This window comes from Paraburkholderia sp. DD10, assembly GCF_049177125.1.
Classification (GTDB): Bacteria; Pseudomonadota; Gammaproteobacteria; order Burkholderiales; family Burkholderiaceae; genus Paraburkholderia; species Paraburkholderia terricola.
On record NZ_CP185393.1, the window covers coordinates 2,882,893 to 2,904,509 of the forward strand.

Sequence of the window (21,617 nt, forward strand, 5' to 3'; positions counted from 1 at the left end):
TCCAAAAGCGGCGGCTCCGGAGGGACCGCCCGAAAGGTGAAAACGGTGGGAAATCGACACTGATCCGGCGCCTGGCCGGTACGGATTCGCCCGCTATCGGCACGCACTGGCCGATCCCGGCGCAGAAGCCGCCGCGCAAAGCCTTTACACGTGGGATAAGGCGCGGAAAGACTGACAGGCTACCGCAAACAGGCCCTTTTGCGGCGAATCGTTCCATTCTGGTGCGAATCGGTGCGGCGGGACCGTTATCTGTTTATAATCAAAGCAATTTTAAAGGATTCGAAGGTGGTTGTATGCTGGATCGTGAAGGCTTTCGCCCGAACGTCGGCATCATCCTCTTGAACGCGCACAACGAGGTGTTTTGGGGCAAACGGCTCCGTGAACATTCCTGGCAGTTTCCGCAAGGGGGCATCAAGTACGGAGAGACCCCCGTGCAAGCGATGTATCGGGAGTTACACGAAGAAACCGGGCTGCTTCCTGAGCACGTCAAGGTGATCGGTCGCACACGCGACTGGTTGCGTTACGAGGTGCCTGACAAGTTCATCAAGCGCGAAGTACGCGGTCATTACCGCGGCCAGAAGCAAATCTGGTTTTTGCTCAGAATGGTTGGACGCGATTGCGATATCTGCTTGCGCGCCACCGACCACCCTGAGTTCGATGCGTGGCGCTGGAACGAGTACTGGGTGCCGCTCGACTGTGTGATCGAGTTCAAGCGGGATGTGTATCAGTTGGCGCTGACGGAGCTATCCCGTTTCATGCGCCGGGCTGCGCCGCGTGCGGAAAAACCTGGCGGGCACCACGGACCGCGTTATCCCCGGATAGCGTCGTCAATGGAAAGTCCGCCGGATTCCACGGTGATGACGGTGACCACTGTCAGCATCGAAACATCGATTCGCACGGCGGCCGAGTCCGATTGCGGTTCGGGCGCCAGATCGGCGGACGAGGTTGGCGCTGCTCCCGAACGCGAAGACGAATCGGCTCATGAAACCGCCGGCTCGCTGTTCCGCCCGGGCGTGCGCAATTAACAACGCAGTGCGGCTGTCCATGCCGTCTCTCTCTGGCGCGGCTCCTCGAGTCGCGCCAGTGTTTCGAGGAAACCATATTGAAAGCACTTGCTCTCGTCGTGGCGTGCGTCGCCACCGGCGCCCTGCTGGCTGGCTGTTCGAGCGCCGGCAAACCCACCAACAAGGACGACAGCGCATTTACCTACCTGCTGGACCGACAAGGCACCTGGGTTGAGAACAAGGTGGACACCTTGCCGCCGCTACCGCAAGAATCGAATCTGCTGCCCTTCGAAGTCTCCGGCAATACGCCGCTGCACTTTTCGATCGACCGGAATTCGCTCAGCGTCGGCTCCGACGGTGTGGTGCGCTATACCGTGGTTGTGACGAGCCCAGCCGGCGCGCGCAACGTGAACTACGAAGGGATTCGCTGCGATACGTATGAATGGCGCCTGTATGCGGGCCTGAACGCGGATCACGACGGTTGGGACCGGACGGTGGCGAACGATTTCACCCGTATCGAGAATGGCGCGCTGAACGCGTATCACGCCGCGTTGTACCAGGATTATCTGTGCGCGAACAAGATACCCACGGGTAACGCGAAGCAGATTGTCGAGAATATTCGCTATAAGCGCACCGCGGCTTCCATGGTTCGCTAAAGCGCTGTTCGCGAGCGTACTTCGGGTCTGTAGGCGTCGGCGGATGTGAAAAAGCCGTTCCAGCTTTCGCTGGAACGGCTTTTTTTCTGTCTCGTTGCACTTGGCAGTGAATCAGACCAACACCAGGTTGTCGCGATGAATCAGCTCCGGCTCCAGCATATAGCCGAGCACCGATTCGATTTCACCGCTCGGACGCCGTTGAATCAACTTGGTTTCCGCGCTGCTGTAATTCGTCAGTCCACGCGCCACTTCGCGCCCTGCGGCGCTCAGACAAGCGATTACTTCACCGCGCGCAAACGCGCCTTGCACGCCGACGATGCCGATCGGCAGCAAGCTCTTGCCGCCTTCGGTGAGCTTCTCGACTGCGCCGTCGTCGATCACCACATGGCCGCGCACCTGCAGATGATCGGCCATCCACTGTTTGCGCGCCGCCATGCGCGCCGTGCGCGCGATCAACTGCGTGCCGATCGCCTCGCCCGAGGCCAGTCGCGACAACACGTCCGCCTCGCGCCCACTAGCGATCACCGTGTTCGCGCCGCTGTGAGCCGCGCGCTTGGCGGCAAGAATCTTGGTCAGCATGCCGCCGCGCCCCAGGCTCGAACCCGCACCGCCCGCCATCGCTTCGAGGTCCGGGGCACCGGCGTCGGCCTGCTGGACAAGCGTGGCATTCGGGTCCTTGCGAGGGTCGGCGGTGAAAAGCCCTTGTTGATCGGTGAGGATGACAAGCGCATCGCCTTCGATCAGGTTGGCGACCAGCGCGCCGAGGGTGTCGTTGTCGCCGAACTTGATTTCGTCGGTGACGACCGTGTCGTTCTCGTTGATGATCGGCACCACGCCCAGACGCAGCAGCGTGAGCAGCGTGGAGCGCGCGTTCAGATAGCGCTCGCGATCGGCCAGATCGGCGTGGGTCAACAGAATTTGCGCGGTCTGGATCGAATGCTCGGCAAAACGGCTTTCATACACCTGCGCAAGGCCCATTTGCCCGACGGCCGCAGCCGCCTGCAATTCGTCGATTTCGCGTGGCCTCTTAGTCCAGCCGAGCCGCTGCATGCCTTCGGCAATGGCGCCCGAACTCACGAGCACCACTTCCTTGCCTTGCGCTCGCAGCGCCGCAATCTGCGCGGCCCAGCGGCCGATCGCAGCATGATCGAGGCCGCGGCCGTCGTTGGTGACGAGGCTCGAACCGACTTTCACTACCAATCGCCGTGAGTCTGCGATGACGGAACGCATTGTGCGCGGTCTCCAAGATGACGCTTGATGCATGCCGGCAGCCCGCGAGGGCGCCGACGCTCGCGCTTGTTATTCCTGCGGATCGGCGCTGGATCCGTCCGCGGCGGCCGGTGCTTGCGGTTTCTCGCGAAAGCGCACGTCGGCGGCGAGATCTTCGGCTTCGGCCGCGCGTTGCGCGTCCGAATGTGCGGCGATGTAATCGAACACCGCATAGCAGAGGTTCTCGCAACCCTGGCCGGTCAGCGCCGAGATTTCGAATACCGGGCCGTCCCAGCCAAAGCCCTCGATGAAGGCCGAAACACGCGCTTCGCGCTCGTCTTCCGGCACCATGTCGAGCTTATTGAGCACCAGCCAGCGCGGCTTTTCATACAGCAACTCGTCGTACTTGCGCAGTTCGTTGACGATCGCCTTGGCTTCCGCCACAGGATCGACCGCGTCGTCGAACGGTGCGAGGTCGACGATGTGCAGCAAGAGTCCTGTGCGCTGCAAGTGACGCAGGAACTGGTGACCGAGGCCGGCGCCTTCGGCCGCGCCCTCGATCAAGCCGGGAATATCGGCGATCACGAAACTGCGGCTCGGCCCCACACGCACCACGCCGAGATTCGGCGCGAGCGTCGTGAACGGATAGTCGGCAATTTTCGGTCGTGCGTTCGACACCGACGAGATGAAGGTCGACTTGCCCGCATTCGGCATGCCGAGCAAACCGACGTCCGCCAGCACCTTCAGTTCGAGGCGCACCATGCGGCGCTCGCCAGGCTTGCCGTCGGTTTTCTGACGCGGCGCGCGGTTCGTGCTGGACTTGAAATGCAGGTTGCCGAGACCGCCCGCGCCGCCTTGCGCGATCTGCACGGTCTGGTTGTGCTCGGTCAGATCGGCGATCAACTCGCCGGTCTCCATGTCGGTGATGGTGGTGCCCACCGGCATGCGCAGCGTGATATCGTCGCCGCCCTTGCCGTAGCAGTCCGCGCCGCGGCCGTTTTCGCCGTTGCGCGCCATGTGTTTTTTCGCGTAGCGGTAGTCGATCAGCGTGTTGATGTTGCGGTCCGCGATCGCGATCACGCTGCCGCCCCGGCCGCCGTCGCCGCCATCCGGGCCGCCGAACGGAACGAATTTCTCGCGGCGCATCGACGCGCTGCCATCCCCTCCGTCGCCGGCGATGACTTCAATCCTCGCTTCGTCAATGAACTTCATGCGTAACTCCGTCCCGTGGTGTACTGCTCAATGGTGCTGCCAGATTTGATGCTGCCGCATGCTTCTATTTTGCCGCGCTCGCCGCGCGATGATCAATCGGCCGAACGACATAGGCATGCCGGCATGAAGGATTCATTCCCGCCCATGCCTGCGGCGGAAAACACCGCAAATAAAAAAAGCCCCGCTAACTTCGCGGGGCCTTTTCCGGTCCTGAAGCCCGTGCCTGGGTAAAACTCAGACTGCTGCCGGGACGACGTTGACCATGTGCTTCTTCGCTGCGCCTTTGGTCGAAAACGTGACGTGGCCGTCTGTCAGCGCGAACAAGGTGTGATCCTTGCCGATACCAACGTTTTCGCCCGGGTGCATGCGCGTGCCACGTTGACGCACGATGATGCCGCCCGCGTTGATGGCTTGACCGCCGTACACCTTCACGCCGAGACGCTTCGACTCGGAGTCGCGGCCGTTTCGTGACGATCCGCCTGCCTTTTTGTGTGCCATTTGATTTGCTCCTTAACCGGTGCGCTTACGCGTTGATCGCGTCGATGCGCAGTTCGGTATAGTTCTGGCGGTGGCCGCCATGCTTCTGGTAGTGCTTCCGGCGACGCATCTTGAAGATGGTCACTTTTGCGTGACGACCTTGCGACACGACGGTAGCCTTGACGGAAGCCCCACTGACCAGCGGCGTACCGAACTTAATCGATTCGCCTTCGCCCACTGCGAGAACCTGGTCGAGCGTGATTTCAGCGTCAATGTCTGCCGGTATCTGTTCTACTTTAAGTTTTTCGCCGACGGCAACTTTATACTGCTTGCCACCGGTTTTTATGACCGCGTACATTGAGAACCTCACTCTGTGTTCATTTTTCCCACGCACCGCGCGCGGAAACCCGTGATTATACATAGAGTTAGCTGCTCGGTCAAAACTCGTTGAGAGCCGCCATGCGCACCGTCCGGCGCCTTGCCCGCCCAGCGTAGCCGCGCCGCCCGCCGTGGCGCAGATCGCCCCCGCGCCGTAGCCTGCGGCCCGGAACTGCCGCGATTCGCCTTATAATTCGCGGCACTACCCAATTCAGCCATCATGTCGTCGACCGCCACCCCCTCCCCCAACGCCGCCAGCCTGCTCGCCCCGATCGCCGAAGACATGGAGCAGGTCAATCGCGTCATCCGGCACCGCCTCGCGTCCGACGTGATGCTGATCAACCAGATCTCCGAATACATCATCAGCGCCGGCGGCAAGCGGCTGCGGCCCGCGCTGCTGCTGCTGGTGGCGGGCGCACTGGGCGAGACCACAGGGCACCGGCACGTACTGGCGGCGGTCGTCGAGTTCATCCACACGGCGACGCTGCTGCACGACGACGTAGTCGACGAATCGGACTTGCGGCGCGGCCGTCAGACCGCCAATGCGCTGTTCGGCAACGCCGCGAGCGTGCTGGTGGGCGACTTTCTGTACTCGCGCTCGTTCCAGATGATGGTCGGCGTGGGCAAGATGCGCGTAATGGAAATCCTGTCGGAGGCGACCAACATCATCTCCGAAGGGGAAGTGCTGCAACTGCTCAACATGCACGACGCCGACGTAGACCAGTCGCGCTACATGCAAGTGATCCGCTACAAGACCGCCAAACTGTTCGAAGCCGCCGCCCAACTGGGCGCGGTGCTGGCCGGCGCGGACGCGAAAACGGAAGCCGCCGCGGCGGAGTTCGGCCGGCGCATCGGCACGGCGTTCCAGATCATGGACGACTGGCTCGACTACACGGGCACGGCGCAATCCATGGGCAAGAATGCCGGCGACGATCTGCGCGAAGGCAAACCCACGCTGCCGCTAATCTATCTGATCGAGCGCGGCACGCCTGAGCAGTCGGCGCTCGCACGTGAAGCGATCGAGCAAGGCGGCACCGATCGCTTCGACACGATTTTCGAGGCGATCACGCGTTCGGGCGCGCTGGACCACACGCTCGAATGCGCGAAACAGGAAGCACAGGCCGCAGCCGCAGCAATTTCGTCGTTCCCTGATTCCATTTACAAAGAAAGCCTGCTAGAATTATGTTCTTACTCGACGGCGAGACAGTCTTGAATGAGACTGAAACGCCGGGTTTGTCTGAATTGAGTCCGCAGTACCAAATTCGGGGTGTAGCTTAGCCTGGTAGAGCGCTACGTTCGGGACGTAGAGGCCGGAGGTTCGAATCCTCTCACCCCGACCAGATTTTCCTTGTTAATTCAAGGTTCGAAAAACCGCCCAGCTTGCTCGGCGGTTTTTTTGTTTGCGTCTCGCTTTTCGCTTCCCATGCGTGAGCTGCGCCGATGTGCCGATCGTCCCGGGCCATCCGAACGGGCGGCTCGCATAATCCCCTCTGCTATATTCACTCCATCCTGTCCCTATCCGTCACTACGCGTGGAACAACTTCCCTTATGGGCGCAGATCGGCGCCGTCTTTCTGCTGCTCATCTGCTCCAGCTTCTTTTCGATCTCTGAAACGGCGATGATGGCGCTCAACCGCCATCGCCTGAAACATCTTGCCAATCAGAACGCGTTCGGCGCGAAGACCACGCAAGGCCTGCTCGGGCACACCGATCAATTGCTGAGCGTGATCCTGATCGGCAACAATCTGTTCAACACGATCATCCCGGTGCTCACCACGTCGATTGCACTGCACACGTTCGGCCGCAACAACGTGGTGCTGTCGATCGCGACCGGCATCGTCGCGTTCCTGATCATCGTGTTCGCGGAAATCACACCGAAAATCGTCGGCGCCACGTTTCCCGAAAAAATCGCGTTGCCGGCCAGTCTGCTAATCGCGCCGATGATGCGCGTCGCCAAGCCGCTCCTGTGGTTCGTCAATCTGTTCGCGAACGGCATCTTGCGCGTGCTGCACATCAATACGAAAGACGTGCGCGACCAACGCCTGTCCACCGAGGAACTGCGCACCATCGTGCTCGAATCCGGCAGCTTCATGCCGACCAAGCACCGCAGCATTCTGCTGAACCTGTTCGACCTCGAGAATATTTCCGTGGACGACGTGATGATCCCGCGCCGCCGCATCGAATCGCTCGATTTCGACGCGCCGTTCGAACAGATCCTGCATCAACTGGAAACCTGCTACCACAACAAGCTGATCGTCTATCAAGGCGACATCGACCGCGTGCTCGGCGTGCTGCATGTTCGCAAGACGCTCGCCGCCCTGCACAACCAGGAACTGGAGCGTGAGACGCTGCGCGAGCTGCTGGCCGAGCCGTATTTCGTGCCGACCGGTACGCCAGTGTTCCAGCAACTGCAATACTTTCAGGAGAGCCGTCACCGCACGGCGCTGGTGGTCAACGAATACGGCGAACTGCAAGGACTCGTGACGCCGGAAGACATCATCGAAGAGCTGATCGGTGAGTTCACCACGTCGATTCCGCGTAGCGCCAGTTCGCGCGGCGGCTGGAACGAAAATGGCGAATGCATCGTGGCGGGCAGTATGCCGCTGCGCGAACTGAACCGCTGGCTGCATCTCACGCTGCCCACCGACGGACCCAAAACGCTCAATGGACTGATCCTCGAAATCCTCGAGGACATTCCCGATGGCGACGTCTGCGTGCAGATTGGCGAACTCAAACTCGAGGTATTGCGCAGCGACGATCAGGCGATCCGCACCGTCAAGCTGTTCAAACCGCCGGTACGCGCCAAAACCGGCAAAGCGTCGCGCGGCTGACCCGGCGCACGCCAGCATCGCACACGAGCGCAGCGCGCGCCATTAGCCGAATGGCTGAATGGCGACGGCCGCCGCCATACCGGATGATGAAGCCGTCACGTTCCACAGGCGGCTCATCACCGAATCTCATGCAAGCTTCTTTTCAACCCGCAGCGGCATCGTTGCGCCCCGTCGCGTTCAATAGCGAAAGCGCCGCCAAGGCGAAGCCCAAGGCATTCACGCCCGACGCCAGCGCCAATCTCACCGATCCGGACAACGCCCCCGCCGTGCGGCTGTTGACCGACACGCTGCAGGAAGCCACCCGCCGCAACGCGTCGGACCTGCACATCGAGCCGGCCGAACACGGCTGGCGCATGCGTCTGCGAATCGACGGCGTGCTGCATGCAATACCACAGCCGCCCGCGCATCTGCGCGACGCCTTCATCACGCGCGTGAAGGTGCTGGCGCGCATGGACATCGCCGAGCGCCGGGTGCCGCAAGACGGCCGACTACGCATCGCCACGTCGCCGGGACGGGTCGAGGACTATCGCGTCAACTCGCTGCCGACCCTGTTCGGGGAAAAGCTGGTGTTGCGTCGGCTCGACGCGCTGCCCGCCGATCTTTCCCTCGACTCGCTCGGCCTCGATCCGCGGCAACGTGAAACCGTCGATGCCGCGATTCGCGCGCCGCATGGCCTCGTGCTCGTCACCGGGCCCACCGGCAGCGGCAAAACGCTGTCGCTGTATTGCTTCCTGAATCTGCTCAACGGCGAGGCACGCAATCTCTGTTCAGTGGAAGACCCGGCGGAGATTCAATTGGCCGGCATCAATCAGGTCAGCGTGCGCGAAAAAGCCGGGCTGACTTTCGCGGTGGCGTTGCGCGCGTTTCTTCGGCAGGACCCGGACGTGATCATGGTCGGCGAGATCCGCGACGAGGAAACGGCCGACGTCGCGGTAAAAGCCGCGCAGACCGGCCATCTCGTCCTGTCCACCTTGCATACGAACGACGCGCCCGCCGCCATCGCGCGCCTGATCGACATCGGCGTCGAGCCGTACAACCTGGCAGCGGCGCTGCGGCTGGTGACCGCGCAGCGGCTGGTGCGGCGACTCTGCGCTGCTTGCCGCGCGCCCGCGCCGCAATCGGCAGCGGCGCTTCGGGCAGCCGGCTTCACCGACGACCAACTCGACGGCTGGGAACCCTACGCCGCCACGGGATGCGCGGGATGCCACGGTATCGGCTACCGCGGCCGTGTCGGCGTGCATCAGGTGATGCCCGTCTCCGATGCGATGCGTGAAATGATCGTGGCGAGCGCGGGCACGCATGAACTCGCTCGGCTCGCGCAAACCGAGCAGGTGGCCACCTTGCGCGACGCGGCGCTGGCCCGTGTACGCGACGGCACCACGAGTCTCGCCGAAGCGCTCGCGGCCACCGAGGTTGCATGAGCGCCGTCACGCCCCGTCCGCCGCTAGCGGCCGACGTGCGCTTCAAATGGCGCGGCGTCGACGGCAACGGTGCAAGGAAAAACGGCGCGCTCATCGCGCCGGACGCCGGTTCCGCGCGCGCGATGCTCAAGCGCGACAACCTGTTCGTCGTCGAACTCACGGCGCAGGGGCCGGCGCCGCGCGCGAAAGCCCGCGCCGCGGACGTCACGCTCTTCACCCGGCAGCTCGCCAGCCTGCTGCGCGCCGGTCTGCCGCTCGCGTCCGCGCTGGAGCTGCTGGCGCAAGCGCAGACTTCGCGGCGGCAAGGCATGCCGCGCATCATCGGCGCACTGGCGCGCGACATCACCGGCGGCTTGCGTTTCTCGGCGGCATTGCAGCGGCATCCGGCGCAATTCAATGCGCTGTACTGTCAGCTCGTCGAAGTGGGCGAAGCAGCGGGCGCGCTCGCCGCCGTCCTCGCCCGCATCGCCGATGACCGGGAACGCGCCGCCGCGCAACGCGCGAAGGTGCGCGCCGCCCTGACCTATCCGCTTGCGATTCTGTTGCTGGCGTTGGCGATTACCGCGGCGTTGCTGATATGGGTCGTGCCGACCTTCAAGCAGATCTTCGACGGCTTCGGCGCCAAACTGCCCGCGCCGACGCAGTTCGTGCTGGCGCTATCGGCCGGCGCGGCGCGCTGGAGCATACCGGTGATCGCCATGCTCTTCGCGGCAAGCTCGGCTATGACCTTTCTGCTACGAACCTCTGAAGCGGCGCGCCTGCGCTTCGCGCGCTCGTCGCTGAAAATACCGGTCGCCGGTCCGTTGCTCGGCACGTTGTGCGCGGCGCGCTGGAGCCGCGCGCTCGGCACCTTGCTGTCGGCCGGCACGCCGCTCGCCGACGCGTTCGATTCCCTGACGCACGCCACCGGCAACGCGTTCTTCGACCGCGCCACCGTCGAGATCGCCGCGCGGCTGCGGCGCGGCGAACGGCTCGCAGCGGCAATGCGCGCGGCGCATTGCTTTCCGCCGGAGATCGTGCAGCCGGTTGCGGTTGCCGAGGAATCCGGCGCCCTCGACACCATGCTGCTCGACGTGGCCGCGCTCGCCGATCGTCAGGTAGACGAAAAGATCGGCACACTGGCAAGCCTGTGCGAGCCGCTTGTGATCATCGTGCTGGGTGCGCTGGTCGGCGGCCTCGTGATCGCGATGTATCTTCCCATTATTCAACTCGGCAACGTGGTGTAGCATCGCAGCCGAATCCCCCCCTTTACCTATGCAGGCGACTCTTCCACTCGTGCCAGAAACCTCTTCCAGCCTGCTTTCGAGTCTACTGCCCGGTCATGTCGCAACGGGTCTCGGCCTCGCGTTCGGCAGCTTGCCGGCCGGCGTTCAGTTCACGTTCGCGATCGTGTTCGGCCTCGTGATCGGCAGCTTCCTGAACGTCGTCGTGCATCGGGTGCCGATCATGCTCGAACGCGCATGGCGCGAGGAAATCAGCGAGGCCACCGATAAGCCGGTGGAACAAGACGGCCTGCCGGCGCGCTACAACCTGTGGGTGCCGCGCAGCGCGTGCCCACACTGCGGTCATGTCCTCAGCGCATGGGAGAACCTGCCGGTGCTGAGCTACGTGCTGCTGCGCGGGCGCTGCTCGGCATGCAAGGCGCGCGTGAGCCTGCGCTATCCGGCCATCGAAATCGCCAGCGCCGCGCTCGCGGCAGGCGCGCTCGCGCTGTTCGGCCCGACCGGCACGGCGCTCGCCGCGTTCGGACTCTGCGCGGCGCTGCTCGCGATGAGCGCGATCGACATCGACACGCATCTACTGCCTGACTCGATGACGCTGCCGCTCTTGTGGGCGGGTCTCATCGTCAACTTCAACGGCATGTTCGCGAGCCTCCATGACGCGGTGCTCGGCGCGATTTTCGGCTACCTGGTGCTGTGGGCCGTGCATTGGTTATTCCGGCTGGTGCGCGGCGTCGAAGGCATGGGTTATGGCGATTTCAAACTGCTGGCGGCGCTCGGTGCGTGGCTCGGCTGGGCCGCGCTGCTGCAGATCGTGCTGATCGCCGCGCTGACCGGCGCGGTGGTCGGTCTCGCGGCCACATGGCGCGGCCGCATGCGCTTCGCGGAACCATTGCCGTTTGGGCCTTTTCTCGCGGCCGGCGGCGCTGTTACGCTGTTCGTCGGCACACCGCTTTTCATGGTTCTGGGAGGCTGAAGCATGTTCGTTGTGGGACTGACCGGCGGCATCGGCAGCGGCAAATCCACCGTGGCCGATCTATTCGCCGCGCATGGCGTACCGCTTGTCGACACGGATCGGATCGCGCACCGCATCACCGCGCCGCATGGCATGGCGATGCCGCAAATCGCCGCCGAGTTCGGCAATGTGTTCGTCGCGGCGGACGGCTCGCTCGACCGCGCCCGCATGCGCGCCCTGGTGTTCAGCGACGAAGGCGCGCGCAAGCGGCTCGAAGCCATCACGCATCCGTTGATTCGCGCGGAAACCGAACGGGAGCAGCGGGACGCACAGGGACCGTACGTCATCGTAGTCGTGCCGCTGCTCGTGGAGTCCGGCAACTGGAAAACGCGCGTGAACCGCGTTTTGACTGTGGATTGCAGCGTCGACACGCAAATCTCGCGCGTGATGCTTCGCAATGGTTTCAGCCGCGAACAGGTGCTGGCGATCATCGGCCGCCAGGCGACGCGCGAAGCGCGCCTCGCCGCAGCCGACGACGTGATCGACAACGACAACGTGCCGTTCGATGCACTCAAGGCGCAAGTCGACGCTCAGCATTGCGTGTACCTGTCGCTCGCGGGCGCGTGAGCGGCACGCGCCCACATCTCCGCTCCTGCGTTGAACTTTGCCGCGTCACGCGAGCCGAAGCACGCAGAAAACTGCCCGAAACACGTGAAGGAAGTTGCGAAAACGTGCCAAGAAAGTGCGTGATTGCTAGGGTAGTCCCACGGCATTAGAATGTCCTGCATTCCCGTCACCGACCACGCCCGAGGCGAGCCCGCTTGATCCTTTACGAGTATCCCTTCAACGAGCGAATCCGGACGCTATTGCGCCTCGAAGATCTGTTCGAGCGCTTCACGTTCTTTCTGACGCAGGAAGACGCCAGGGAACATCACGTTGCACTGACAACGCTGTTCGAAATCTCAGAGGTAGCGGGTCGCGCGGATCTGAAGTCGGATCTGATGAAGGAACTCGAGCGTCAACGGCAAACGCTCGCGCCGTTTCGGGGCAATCCGGGAATCGAGCAGAACGCGCTCGAAGCGGTGCTCGGCGAAATCGAGCAAACCTTGTCGGGCCTTTCGCAAATGCAAGGGAAAACCGGCCAGCATCTTGCAGACAACGAGTGGCTCGCCAGCATCCGCAGCCGAGCGATCATCCCTGGCGGCACGTGCAAGTTCGATCTGCCTTCGTACTACGCCTGGCAGCAAACTCATCCCGATCAGCGCCGGCAAGACATTGCCAAATGGGTGACGCCCTTGCTGCCGCTGCGCGATGCCGCCACGATCGTCTTGCGTCTCGCGCGCGAATCCGGCCAGGCGTCCAAGGTCATGGCGATGCAGGGCAGCTATCAGCAAATGCTGTCCGGCCGTTCGTATCAATTGATGCAGGTACGCGTGGCACCTGAATTGCGTGTGATCCCAGAAGCAAGCGCCAACAAGTACATGCTGTGGGTGCGTTTCACCGTGCAGGACGGCGATCTGCGTCCGCGCGCCGTCGATATCGACGTGCCGTTCCAGCTCACCTTGTGCAGCCTGTAACGTTCGCCCCGTAAAACCGGATCGCGGGGTCGCGCCTTTAAAGCGGCGGGAAGCACCCTATATTCGACCTATATTCCATTCGCGATTGACTGCCTGACCGTATGCCCACTGTCGTCAAATGCCCTACTTGCGGAAAGGATGTCCGCTGGACCCCTGAAAACCGCTTTCGCCCGTTCTGCTCCGATCGTTGCAAGCAGATCGACCTCGGCGCCTGGGCCGCCGAGAAGTACAAGATCGGCGCCTCGGACCAGGACGCGCAGTCCGACGAGTCGCCGGGCGGGGACTACAACCCGCACTGAATGCAGCGCCGCGCGCACTGTTCCACGCACGCGGACGCTGCGTCGCACAGCGCTCGCGACCTCACGTCGTTCCGCTAGTTTTTCTCAGCCGCGAGCCATTCCAACACGGGAATCGTCGCCGGCAACAGAGGCGAGACATCCGCGGGCAGTGCCTGCCAGACAAACGCCTGACCCTCGCGCCCGTGCGGCTCGCCGGCCCAGTCCGTCACCTTGCAGAAGAACAGCCGCACATACGCATGCGGGTAATCGTGTTCGAGCGTATGCCAAAGGTGGCTTGCCTTGACGTCGATGCCCAACTCTTCGTGCAGTTCGCGAGCCAGCGCCGCTTCGACCGACTCGCCCGCCTCCAGCTTGCCGCCCGGAAACTCCCAATAACCCTCGTACGGCTTGCCGGCCGGACGCTGCGCCAGCAGATACCGGCCGTCGGGCTGAATCAGCACGCCGACGGCGACTTCCGTCACCGGACGGCCCGCGGCGTTGTTCCGCGCGCCGCTCATGCCTCGTGCTTCCGGCCGGACCAGTCGCGCGCGAATTGCCATGCAACGCGCCCCGAGCGCGACCCGCGTTCGAGCGCCCACACCAGCGCATCGCCGCGCGCCGCCTCGACTTCCGCGTCGTCGCAACCGAAATGGCGCAGCCAGTGGCCGATGATCGACAGGTAGTCGTCCTGCTTGAACGGATAGAAGCTGACCCACAGCCCGAAGCGCTCGGACAGCGAGATCTTTTCCTCGACCAGTTCGCCGGGATGGATTTCGCCGTCGGACGTGTGCTTGTACGTCTCGTTGTCGCTCATGTACTCGGGCAGCAAATGACGGCGGTTCGAGGTCGCGTAGATCAGCACGTTGTCCGATTGCGCGGCGATCGAGCCGTCCAGCGCGACCTTCAGCGCCTTATAGCCCGACTCGCCGTCCTCGAACGAGAGATCGTCGCAGAACACCACGAAGCGCTCCGGCCGCTGCGCGATCAGCTCGACGATATCGCCGAGATCGTGCAAGTCGTCCTTGTCCACTTCGATCAGACGCAAACCGTCTTTCGCATACGCGTTCAGGCAGGCCTTGATCAGCGACGACTTGCCCGTGCCGCGCGCGCCCGTCAGCAGCACGTTGTTGGCCGGCTGCTTGTGCACGAATTGACGCGTGTTCTGCTCGATCAAGCCTTTCTGGCGATCGATGTTTTGCAGGTCCTCGAGCGTGATGGTCGAAATCGCCGGCACCGGCTGCAAGTAGCCGCGCCCCTGGCGCTTGCGCCAGCGAAAAGCGACCGCCGACGACCAGTCGATCTGCGGTGCGGCGGGCGGAAGCATTGCTTCGAGGCGAACGAGCACGGCTTCGGCTCGGGTCAGAAACTGTTCGAGTTTGTCCATGGCTGTGAGTGAGCGGCCGTCAGCCGCGTGATGAACCTGGTTACGAACGATAGTCGGCGTTGATGCTCACGTAGTCGTGCGACAGATCGCAAGTCCAGATCGTGGCTTGCGCGTTGCCGCGGCCGAGCACGACGCGAATGCCGATCTCGCTCTTTTTCATGACGCGCTGGCCGTCTTCCTCGCGGTAGGCCGGATTGCGGCCGCCGGCAGTCGCGACCAGCACGTCGTCCAGATACAGATCGATCTTGCCGACGTCGAGATCGTCCACGCCGGCATAGCCGATGGCCGCGAGAATGCGGCCGAGATTTGGATCCGATGCGTAAAAAGCCGTTTTCACGAGCGGCGAATGGCCGATCGCGTACGCGATCTGGCGGCATTCGCCGACGCTCGAACCGCCTTCGACATGCACCGTCATGAATTTGGTCGCGCCTTCGCCGTCGCGCACGATCAGTTGCGCAAGCGTTTGTGCGACTTCGGTCACCGCGTCGCGCAGCGCTGCGTAGGCGGGCGAATCGGTGGAGGTGATCGCCGGCAGGCTCGATTTGCCCGACGCGATCAGGATGAAGGAATCGTTGGTCGACGTATCGCCGTCGATCGTGATGCAGTTGAACGAGCGGTCCGCCACGTGCTTGACCAGCGCGTCGAGCACCGGCTGCGCAACCGCGGCGTCGAACGCGAGGAAGCCGAGCATGGTCGCCATGTTCGGCTTGATCATGCCGGCGCCCTTGCTGATGCCGGTTAGCGTGACCGTGTGGCCTTCGATCGTGACCTGGCGCGACGTGGCCTTCGGCAGCGTGTCCGTGGTCATGATCGCCTGCGCCGCGTCATACCAGTTCGCTTCCTTGCGGTTCGCCAGCGCGGCCGGCAGGCCCGCCTTCAAACGATCGACCGGCAGCGGCTCCAGAATCACGCCCGTCGAAAACGGCAGCACCTGTTCCGGCGCGATGTCGGCCAAACGCGCGAGTTCGGCACAGGTTTCGCGCGCATGCGCGAGACCCGGTTCGCCCGTACCCGCATTGGCGTTGCCGGTGTTGATCACCAGCGCGCGAATCGGCTTGCCGCCCGCACGCACGCGCTCCAGATTTTCGCGGCACACCGTGACCGGCGCGGCGCAAAAACGGTTCCGCGTAAACACGCCGCCTACTGTCGCGCCTTCGTCGACGGAAATGACGAGCACGTCCTTGCGGTTCGGCTTGCGGATATTCGCCTCCGCCCAGCCGAGCGTGACGCCGGCGACGGGATGGAGTTGAGCGGGATCGATCGAGGGGAAATTGACAGCCATGGTCGCGACCTGTCGAAGAAAATGCCGGCGGACGCCGGCATCGAGGGATCGGAAACTGATGGCTCGGGTGTGTTGCCGAACCACCGCGAAATCAACAGCAAGCAGCGTACAAAACGACGCGGCGCGCTCGGAAGCGCGCTGCCTTCGGCATTACGCGATCTTGCCGTGGCACTGCTTGTACTTCTTGCCGCTGCCGCACGGGCACGGGTCGTTGCGGCCGACCTTCGGCACCTCGTCTGCGCTGACACGCGAGCCCGCCGCGTGCGACGACGAGCCGTGGCTCATCGCCTCGCCGATCATGGCGGCGGTGGCCGCCTCGGCGGCAACGGGCGCCGCGGCGGCGGCCTCGGCGAATTCGGCGTGACGGAACTCGACGTTTTCGAGGTGGCTGCCCTGCTCCTCGAACTGCTCGGCCGCCTGTTCCAGTTGCTCCGGCGACTGGATCTGCACGTTCATCACCACGCGGGTGACTTCGAGTTTGACGGCGTCGAGCATGGCGGCGAACAGTTCGAACGCCTCGCGCTTGTATTCCTGCTTCGGATTCTTCTGCGCATAGCCGCGCAGGTGAATGCCCTGGCGCAGATGATCGAGCGCGGCCAGATGTTCGCGCCAACTGCGATCCAGCGTTTGCAACATGATGGAGCGTTCGAACGCGCTGAACGATTCGCGGCCGACCAGTTCGACCTTCGCTTCGTACGCTTCGTCCGCGGCGCCTTCGACCGCTTCGAGAATCTCGTCCACGCTGATCGAGTTCGACTCGTTGATCATTTCCTGGATCGCGAGGTCGAGTTGCCATTCGTTGCGCAGCACTTCCTCCAGTTCAGGCACGTCCCACTGCTCCTCGATGCTGCCGGCCGGCACGAACTGATGAACGATGTCGGCGATCACGCCATGGCGCATGGCGCCGATGGTTTCCGTGATGTCGTTCGCTTCGAGCAATTCATTGCGTTGCTGGTAGATCACCTTGCGCTGATCGTTCGACACGTCGTCGTATTCGAGCAATTGCTTGCGAATGTCGAAGTTGCGCGCTTCCACCTTGCGTTGCGCCGATTCGATCGAGCGCGACACGATGCCCGCCTCGATCGCTTCACCTTCCGGCATCTTCAGGCGATCCATGATCGCGCGCACGCGGTCGCCCGCGAAAATGCGCAGCAGCGGATCTTCCAGCGACAGATAGAAGCGCGACGAACCGGGGTCGCCCTGACGGCCCGCACGGCCGCGCAACTGATTGTCGATCCGGCGCGACTCGTGACGCTCGGTGCCGATGATGTGCAGACCGCCCGCGGCCTTCACCTGATCGTGCAGCGCCTGCCATTCGTCGTGCAGCTTCTGGATGCGGCGCTGCTTTTCGTCGGCCGGAATCGTTTCGTCCTGTTCGATGAACGACGCCTGCTTTTCCGCGTTGCCGCCGAGCACGATGTCGGTGCCGCGGCCGGCCATGTTGGTGGCGATCGTGATGCGCTTCGGACGGCCCGCTTCGGCGACGATCTCCGCTTCACGCGCGTGCTGCTTCGCGTTCAGCACCTCGTGCGACAAGCCGGCCTGCTTCAACAGATGCGACAGCAGTTCCGAGTTTTCGATCGACGTCGTGCCGACCAGCACCGGCTGCCCGCGCTCATAGCAATCGCGGATGTCGCGGATCACCGCGTCGTAGCGTTCCTTCGCGGTCTTGTAGATCTGATCCTGCTTGTCGATCCGCTTGGGCGGACGGTTGGTCGGGATCACGACCGTCTCGAGCCCGTAGATCTCGTTGAATTCGTACGCTTCGGTATCGGCCGTGCCGGTCATGCCGGCCAGCTTCGCGTACATGCGGAAGTAGTTCTGGAACGTAATCGACGCGAGCGTCTGGTTCTCGCTCTGGATCTTGACGTGTTCCTTCGCCTCGACGGCCTGGTGCAAGCCGTCCGACCAGCGGCGGCCCGACATCAGACGGCCGGTGAATTCGTCGACGATGACCACCTCGCCGTTCTGCACCACGTAGTGCTGATCCTTGAAGAACAGCGTGTGCGCGCGCAGCGCCGCGTACACGTGGTGCATCAGCGTGATGTTCTGCGGCGCATACAGGCTTTCGCCCTCGCCGATCAAGCCCCACTCGGCGAGCAGACGCTCCGCCTTTTCGTGGCCCGATTCCGTCAGGAACACCTGACGGCCTTTCTCGTCCAGCGTGTAGTCGCCCGGCTTCTCGACGCCGGTGCCGTCCGCCTTCTCTTCGCCGATCTGGCGTTCGAGCAGCGGCGGCAGCGCGTTCATGCGCACGTAGAGTTCGGTGTGATCCTCGGCCTGGCCGGAGATGATCAGCGGCGTGCGGGCTTCGTCGATCAGGATCGAGTCGACCTCGTCGACCACCGCGAAATTGAGGGCTCGCTGCACGCGTGCGTCGGTCTCGTAGACCATGTTGTCGCGCAGGTAGTCGAAGCCGAATTCGTTGTTGGTGCCGTAGGTAATGTCGGCGGCGTAGGCCTGTTGCTTGGCCGCGTGATCCATCTGCGACAGATTGATGCCGACCGACATGCCGAGGAAGTTGTACAGCCGCGCCATCCATTCGGCATCGCGCTGCGCGAGATAGTCGTTGACCGTGACGACGTGCACGCCGCGGCCCGACAGCGCGTTCAGGTAGACCGGCAGCGTGGCGACGAGCGTCTTGCCTTCGCCGGTGCGCATTTCGCCGATCTTGCCGTAGTGCAAGACCATGCCGCCGATCAGTTGCACGTCGAAGTGGCGCATTTTCAGCGTCCGCTTGCTCGCCTCGCGACACACCGCGAAGGCTTCCGGCAGGAGCTTGTCGAGCGATTCGCCGCTCGCGACGCGCTGGCGGAATTCACCCGTTTTGGCGCGCAGTTGATCGTCCGCCAATTGCTCGATCTGCGGCTCGAGCGCATTGATCGCCGCGACGGTCTTTTGGTATTGCTTGACTAACCGCTGATTGCGGCTGCCAAAAATCTTCTGTAGAAAGCCGGTGGTCATCGGATCGGTGTCTGCGTCGCGGCTTCGGCTGGTTCGCGGCGTGCGGTTCATGCACGTGCGCTCCCGGGTCGGAAGGGCCTCGGCGGCTTAGTCCAAGAGTGAATTCGAATCGCGCATTTTAGCACGCGCCCCCGCCCGCGCCTGTGTCAGCGGTGCGACGGCGGCAAGGCGTCCGAAGCCCGTCGCAGCGAGCTCCGGCGGCGCCGTTCGAGGCGGACCGCGACGTGTCTCGCGCGGTACAATCGCGGCGTGAACGCGCATGGGGCGCGAACACGCCGTCACGATCGAACATGAGCCGTTCTCCGTCCTTTTCAAGGCCGCCGCCCAAGCAGTTCAACGCGCGCCGCCCGCAGCCCGTCGCCGAGGTGCTCAAGCGCACCGACGCGTTCGCGGCCCTGCGCGCGGGCGTCGAGCAGATCGCCGCGCTGGAGAAGGATTTGCGGGAACTGCTGCCCGACTATCTGGCAACCAGCGTGGAGCCCAGCTTCATCAAGGAAGGCGTGCTGGCGCTGTTTGCCGCGCACAACGCTTTGGCGGCGCGTTTGCGGCACATCGAGCCGCGCTTGCTATCCGATTTGCAGCAGCGCGGCTGGCCGGTGAATGCGCTGCGAATCCGCGTGCGGCCGCAGCCTGTCAAGGAACCGCCGCCGGCCAAGCAGGCGCGCATGACGCCGGTCGGCGCCGACGCGCTGCACGCGTTGAGCGAATCGCTCGCGCCGTCGCCGCTACAGGAAGCGCTGGCGAAAATGGCGGCACGGCATCGGAGAAATCGCTGAGCAAAAAAAAGCGGCCCGTTTGGGCCGCTTGTTTATCATCCGTTCGCTTCGAGGTTTTCAACCGCAGAGCTTATGCAAAAGCCGTCTGCGTCTCGTAGGCGAAGCCGCGCGGCGCTTTTTGCTGGTCGTCGAAGGTGACGATTTCGTACGCATCTTCATGCGCCAGCAGTTCGCGCAGCAGCGCATTGTTCAGGCCGTGACCCGACTTGTACGCGTTGTACGAAGCCAGCAGCGGATGACCGATCACATACAGGTCGCCGATCGCGTCGAGCATCTTGTGCTTCACGAATTCGTCGTCGTAACGCAGGCCGTCGTTGTTCAGAATGCGGTATTCGTCGAGCACGATCGCGTTGTCCATGCTGCCGCCGCGCGCCAGGCCGAGTTCGCGCATCATTTCGACTTCATGCGCGAAACCGAAAGTACGGGCGCGGGCGATTTCCCGCACGTATGACGTATTGGCGAAATCCACTTCCAGCGCCTGACCGGTTTTATCCACAGCCGGATGACGAAAATCGATTGTGAATTTGAGCTTGAAACCGAAATACGGATCGAGACGCGCGAATTTATCGCCGTCGCGAATTTCGACTGACTTGGTGACCTTGATAAATTTCTTCGCCGCGTTCTGTTCTTCAATACCGGCCGATTGAATCAGAAACACGAAAGAACCCGCGCTGCCGTCCATGATCGGGATTTCCTCGGCGGTGACGTCGACGTAAAGATTGTCGATGCCGAGACCGGCGCAGGCGGACATCAAATGCTCGACCGTCGACACGCGCGCGCCGTCTTTCTGCAGCACCGAAGCGAGGCGCGTATCGCCAATCGACATTGCCGATGCGGGAATATCCACCGGCGTGGGCAAATCCACGCGCGAAAACACGATGCCGGTATCCGGCGCCGCCGGACGGAGCGTCAAGTCGACTTTACGGCCGGAATGCAGGCCGATGCCGACTGTCTTGACGATCGATTTGATAGTGCGCTGCTTCAACATGGTGATCTTCTATTCGATTGAAAATCCCAATCGGGACTTTTTGTTCCATAGCACGAATTATACTCCATTACCCTAAGGAGCGTCGTCGCATGGAACGTATCAATCTGTTTCGCTCCATTACCCGCTGGGCGGCTGCCAGGGAAAGCGTGACGGGCCGATGTCCGGAACGGAGGCGTTTCCGGTCATCGGCCCGCGTAACGGCATGTCACAAAAGCGTCTTATCCGTCGTTGCCCTTGCACAACACGCTCGCGGCGTACCGCTGTGTGACCGGGGGCGAAGGATTCGACGTCGAGTGACTAGCTCAACGTAGCCAGAATACTCCCTGCATCGCTGACTTCGAATTTGCCGGCAGCCTCGACGTTCAACGTCTTGACCACGCCGTCGTCGACCACCATTGCGTAGCGCTGGGAACGGATTCCCATGCCGCGCGCCGACAAATCCTGCTCCAAACCGAGTGCCCGCGTGAAAGCCGCGCTGCCGTCCGCCATCATGCGCACCTTGCCCGAGGCGTGCTGATCGCGTCCCCACGCGCCCATTACGAACGCGTCGTTGACGGACACGCACCAGATCTCGTCGACGCCAAGCGCGCGAAACTGCTCGGCATGCTCGACATAACCCGGTACATGTTTGGCCGAACAGGTCGGCGTGAACGCGCCCGGCAATCCGAAGATCACCACGCGCTTGCCCGCCGTCTGCTCGCGCACGTCGAAGCTGTTAGGCCCGATCGTGCAGCCCGCCCGCTCGTCTTCGACGAATTCGAAGAGTGTCGCGTCGGGCAGCTTGTCACCTGCCTGAATCATGCTCAGTCCTTTGCATCGATGCGGAGCATGCTCGCACGTCGTCGTGTCGCAGTGATTTCAGCGTCAGCCCAATCACAGGCTGCGCCGTCCGGCGACAGTCGCCCCATCCGCTTCGCGAATCCGAAGAGGGCACTTGTCCTTGCCGCGAATCCGACGATACGCGGCCTGATCGCCGTTCACCCGCCACGCTCGTGCAGTCGTCCGC

21 protein-coding genes and 1 tRNA gene are annotated in these 21,617 nt (G+C 63.1%); 12 read left to right on the forward strand and 10 right to left on the reverse strand.

Annotated elements, in window-relative coordinates; genetic code table 11:
• The first annotated feature begins 293 nt into the window (after positions 1-293).
• The gene (locus ACOCG7_RS28315; RefSeq protein ID WP_083086487.1) at positions 294-1,025 is read left to right on the forward strand and encodes an RNA pyrophosphohydrolase; all 732 of its coding nucleotides are present in this window, start codon (positions 294-296) and stop codon (positions 1,023-1,025) included.
• 77 nt (positions 1,026-1,102) lie between these two features.
• Positions 1,103-1,660, forward strand: coding sequence for a CNP1-like family protein (locus tag ACOCG7_RS28320; protein WP_073431260.1), 558 nt, complete (start codon positions 1,103-1,105; stop codon positions 1,658-1,660).
• Positions 1,661-1,771: 111 nt separating this feature from the next.
• Here the strand turns inward: ACOCG7_RS28320 and proB are convergent, their stop codons facing one another.
• From proB to rplU, 4 genes are all read right to left on the reverse strand, one after another.
• The gene (gene proB, locus ACOCG7_RS28325; RefSeq protein WP_083086485.1) at positions 1,772-2,890 is read right to left on the reverse strand and encodes a glutamate 5-kinase; all 1,119 of its coding nucleotides are present in this window, start codon (positions 2,888-2,890) and stop codon (positions 1,772-1,774) included.
• A 69-nt stretch (positions 2,891-2,959) separates the two neighbouring features.
• Positions 2,960-4,081 (reverse strand): Obg family GTPase CgtA, encoded by a 1,122-nt coding sequence (gene cgtA / locus ACOCG7_RS28330; RefSeq protein ID WP_083086483.1) that lies wholly within the window; start codon positions 4,079-4,081, stop codon positions 2,960-2,962.
• A 234-nt stretch (positions 4,082-4,315) separates the two neighbouring features.
• Entirely contained in the window at positions 4,316-4,579 is a 264-nt protein-coding gene (gene rpmA, locus ACOCG7_RS28335) for a 50S ribosomal protein L27 (RefSeq protein WP_073431263.1), read from the reverse strand.
• 25 nt (positions 4,580-4,604) lie between these two features.
• On the reverse strand, positions 4,605-4,916 hold the full coding sequence (gene rplU / locus ACOCG7_RS28340) for a 50S ribosomal protein L21 (protein ID WP_007180329.1): 312 nt from the start codon (positions 4,914-4,916) through the stop codon (positions 4,605-4,607).
• 240 nt (positions 4,917-5,156) lie between these two features.
• On the opposite strand from rplU, the gene ACOCG7_RS28345 reads away from it, so the two are divergent.
• The 9 genes from ACOCG7_RS28345 (at position 5,157) to yacG (ending at position 13,238) form a co-directional block, all read left to right on the forward strand.
• The gene (locus ACOCG7_RS28345; protein ID WP_073431264.1) at positions 5,157-6,149 is read left to right on the forward strand and encodes a polyprenyl synthetase family protein; all 993 of its coding nucleotides are present in this window, start codon (positions 5,157-5,159) and stop codon (positions 6,147-6,149) included.
• A gap of 50 nt (positions 6,150-6,199) precedes the next feature.
• Positions 6,200-6,276: transfer RNA gene (locus ACOCG7_RS28350), tRNA-Pro, on the forward strand.
• Between the two features lie 191 nt (positions 6,277-6,467).
• Positions 6,468-7,766, forward strand: a complete 1,299-nt coding sequence (locus tag ACOCG7_RS28355) for an HlyC/CorC family transporter (protein WP_073431265.1) — start codon at positions 6,468-6,470, stop codon at positions 7,764-7,766.
• A 128-nt stretch (positions 7,767-7,894) separates the two neighbouring features.
• Entirely contained in the window at positions 7,895-9,187 is a 1,293-nt protein-coding gene (locus tag ACOCG7_RS28360) for a GspE/PulE family protein (RefSeq protein WP_083086481.1), read from the forward strand.
• Positions 9,184-10,413: a type II secretion system F family protein gene (locus tag ACOCG7_RS28365; RefSeq protein ID WP_083086479.1), complete on the forward strand. Its 1,230-nt coding sequence runs from the start codon at positions 9,184-9,186 to the stop codon at positions 10,411-10,413. Before ACOCG7_RS28360 ends, ACOCG7_RS28365 begins: the two co-directional genes overlap by 4 nt.
• A 28-nt stretch (positions 10,414-10,441) precedes the next feature.
• A complete protein-coding gene (locus tag ACOCG7_RS28370) occupies positions 10,442-11,383 on the forward strand; it encodes a prepilin peptidase (protein WP_073431268.1) in 942 nt (313 codons plus the stop codon).
• A 3-nt stretch (positions 11,384-11,386) separates the two neighbouring features.
• A complete protein-coding gene (gene coaE, locus ACOCG7_RS28375; RefSeq protein WP_083086477.1) occupies positions 11,387-11,989 on the forward strand; it encodes a dephospho-CoA kinase in 603 nt (200 codons plus the stop codon).
• 194 nt (positions 11,990-12,183) lie between these two features.
• Positions 12,184-12,939 (forward strand): cell division protein ZapD, encoded by a 756-nt coding sequence (gene zapD / locus ACOCG7_RS28380; RefSeq protein ID WP_073431270.1) that lies wholly within the window; start codon positions 12,184-12,186, stop codon positions 12,937-12,939.
• Between the two features lie 101 nt (positions 12,940-13,040).
• Complete coding sequence (gene yacG, locus ACOCG7_RS28385; protein ID WP_073431271.1) at positions 13,041-13,238, forward strand: DNA gyrase inhibitor YacG; 198 nt, start codon at positions 13,041-13,043, stop codon at positions 13,236-13,238.
• A 74-nt stretch (positions 13,239-13,312) separates the two neighbouring features.
• On the opposite strand, the gene ACOCG7_RS28390 is transcribed toward yacG, so the two are convergent.
• The 4 genes from ACOCG7_RS28390 to secA all read right to left on the reverse strand — a co-directional run bounded on the left by ACOCG7_RS28390 (position 13,313) and on the right by secA (position 18,847).
• Positions 13,313-13,735 carry an NUDIX domain-containing protein gene (locus ACOCG7_RS28390; RefSeq protein WP_073431272.1) on the reverse strand — a complete coding sequence of 141 codons (423 nt, stop codon included), beginning with the start codon at positions 13,733-13,735 and terminating at the stop codon, positions 13,313-13,315.
• Positions 13,732-14,601 carry an ATP-binding protein gene (locus tag ACOCG7_RS28395; RefSeq protein ID WP_421378174.1) on the reverse strand — a complete coding sequence of 290 codons (870 nt, stop codon included), beginning with the start codon at positions 14,599-14,601 and terminating at the stop codon, positions 13,732-13,734. The genes ACOCG7_RS28390 and ACOCG7_RS28395 overlap by 4 nt, the downstream gene beginning before the upstream one ends.
• 40 nt (positions 14,602-14,641) lie before the next feature.
• Entirely contained in the window at positions 14,642-15,883 is a 1,242-nt protein-coding gene (gene argJ, locus ACOCG7_RS28400; protein WP_073431274.1) for a bifunctional glutamate N-acetyltransferase/amino-acid acetyltransferase ArgJ, read from the reverse strand.
• Between the two features lie 150 nt (positions 15,884-16,033).
• Positions 16,034-18,847, reverse strand: coding sequence for a preprotein translocase subunit SecA (gene secA / locus ACOCG7_RS28405; protein ID WP_073431297.1), 2,814 nt, complete (start codon positions 18,845-18,847; stop codon positions 16,034-16,036).
• 290 nt (positions 18,848-19,137) lie between these two features.
• Here secA and ACOCG7_RS28410 point away from each other — a divergent pair, with 290 nt between their 5' ends.
• The gene (locus ACOCG7_RS28410) at positions 19,138-19,623 is read left to right on the forward strand and encodes a DciA family protein (RefSeq protein ID WP_073431275.1); all 486 of its coding nucleotides are present in this window, start codon (positions 19,138-19,140) and stop codon (positions 19,621-19,623) included.
• A gap of 70 nt (positions 19,624-19,693) precedes the next feature.
• Here ACOCG7_RS28410 and lpxC read toward each other — a convergent pair whose 3' ends face one another.
• Together lpxC and ACOCG7_RS28420 are read right to left on the reverse strand one after the other, a co-directional pair.
• The gene (lpxC, locus tag ACOCG7_RS28415) at positions 19,694-20,611 is read right to left on the reverse strand and encodes a UDP-3-O-acyl-N-acetylglucosamine deacetylase (RefSeq protein WP_421378177.1); all 918 of its coding nucleotides are present in this window, start codon (positions 20,609-20,611) and stop codon (positions 19,694-19,696) included.
• 297 nt (positions 20,612-20,908) lie between these two features.
• Positions 20,909-21,412 carry a peroxiredoxin gene (locus ACOCG7_RS28420; protein WP_114163168.1) on the reverse strand — a complete coding sequence of 168 codons (504 nt, stop codon included), beginning with the start codon at positions 21,410-21,412 and terminating at the stop codon, positions 20,909-20,911.
• Between the last annotated feature and the right edge of the window lie 205 nt (positions 21,413-21,617).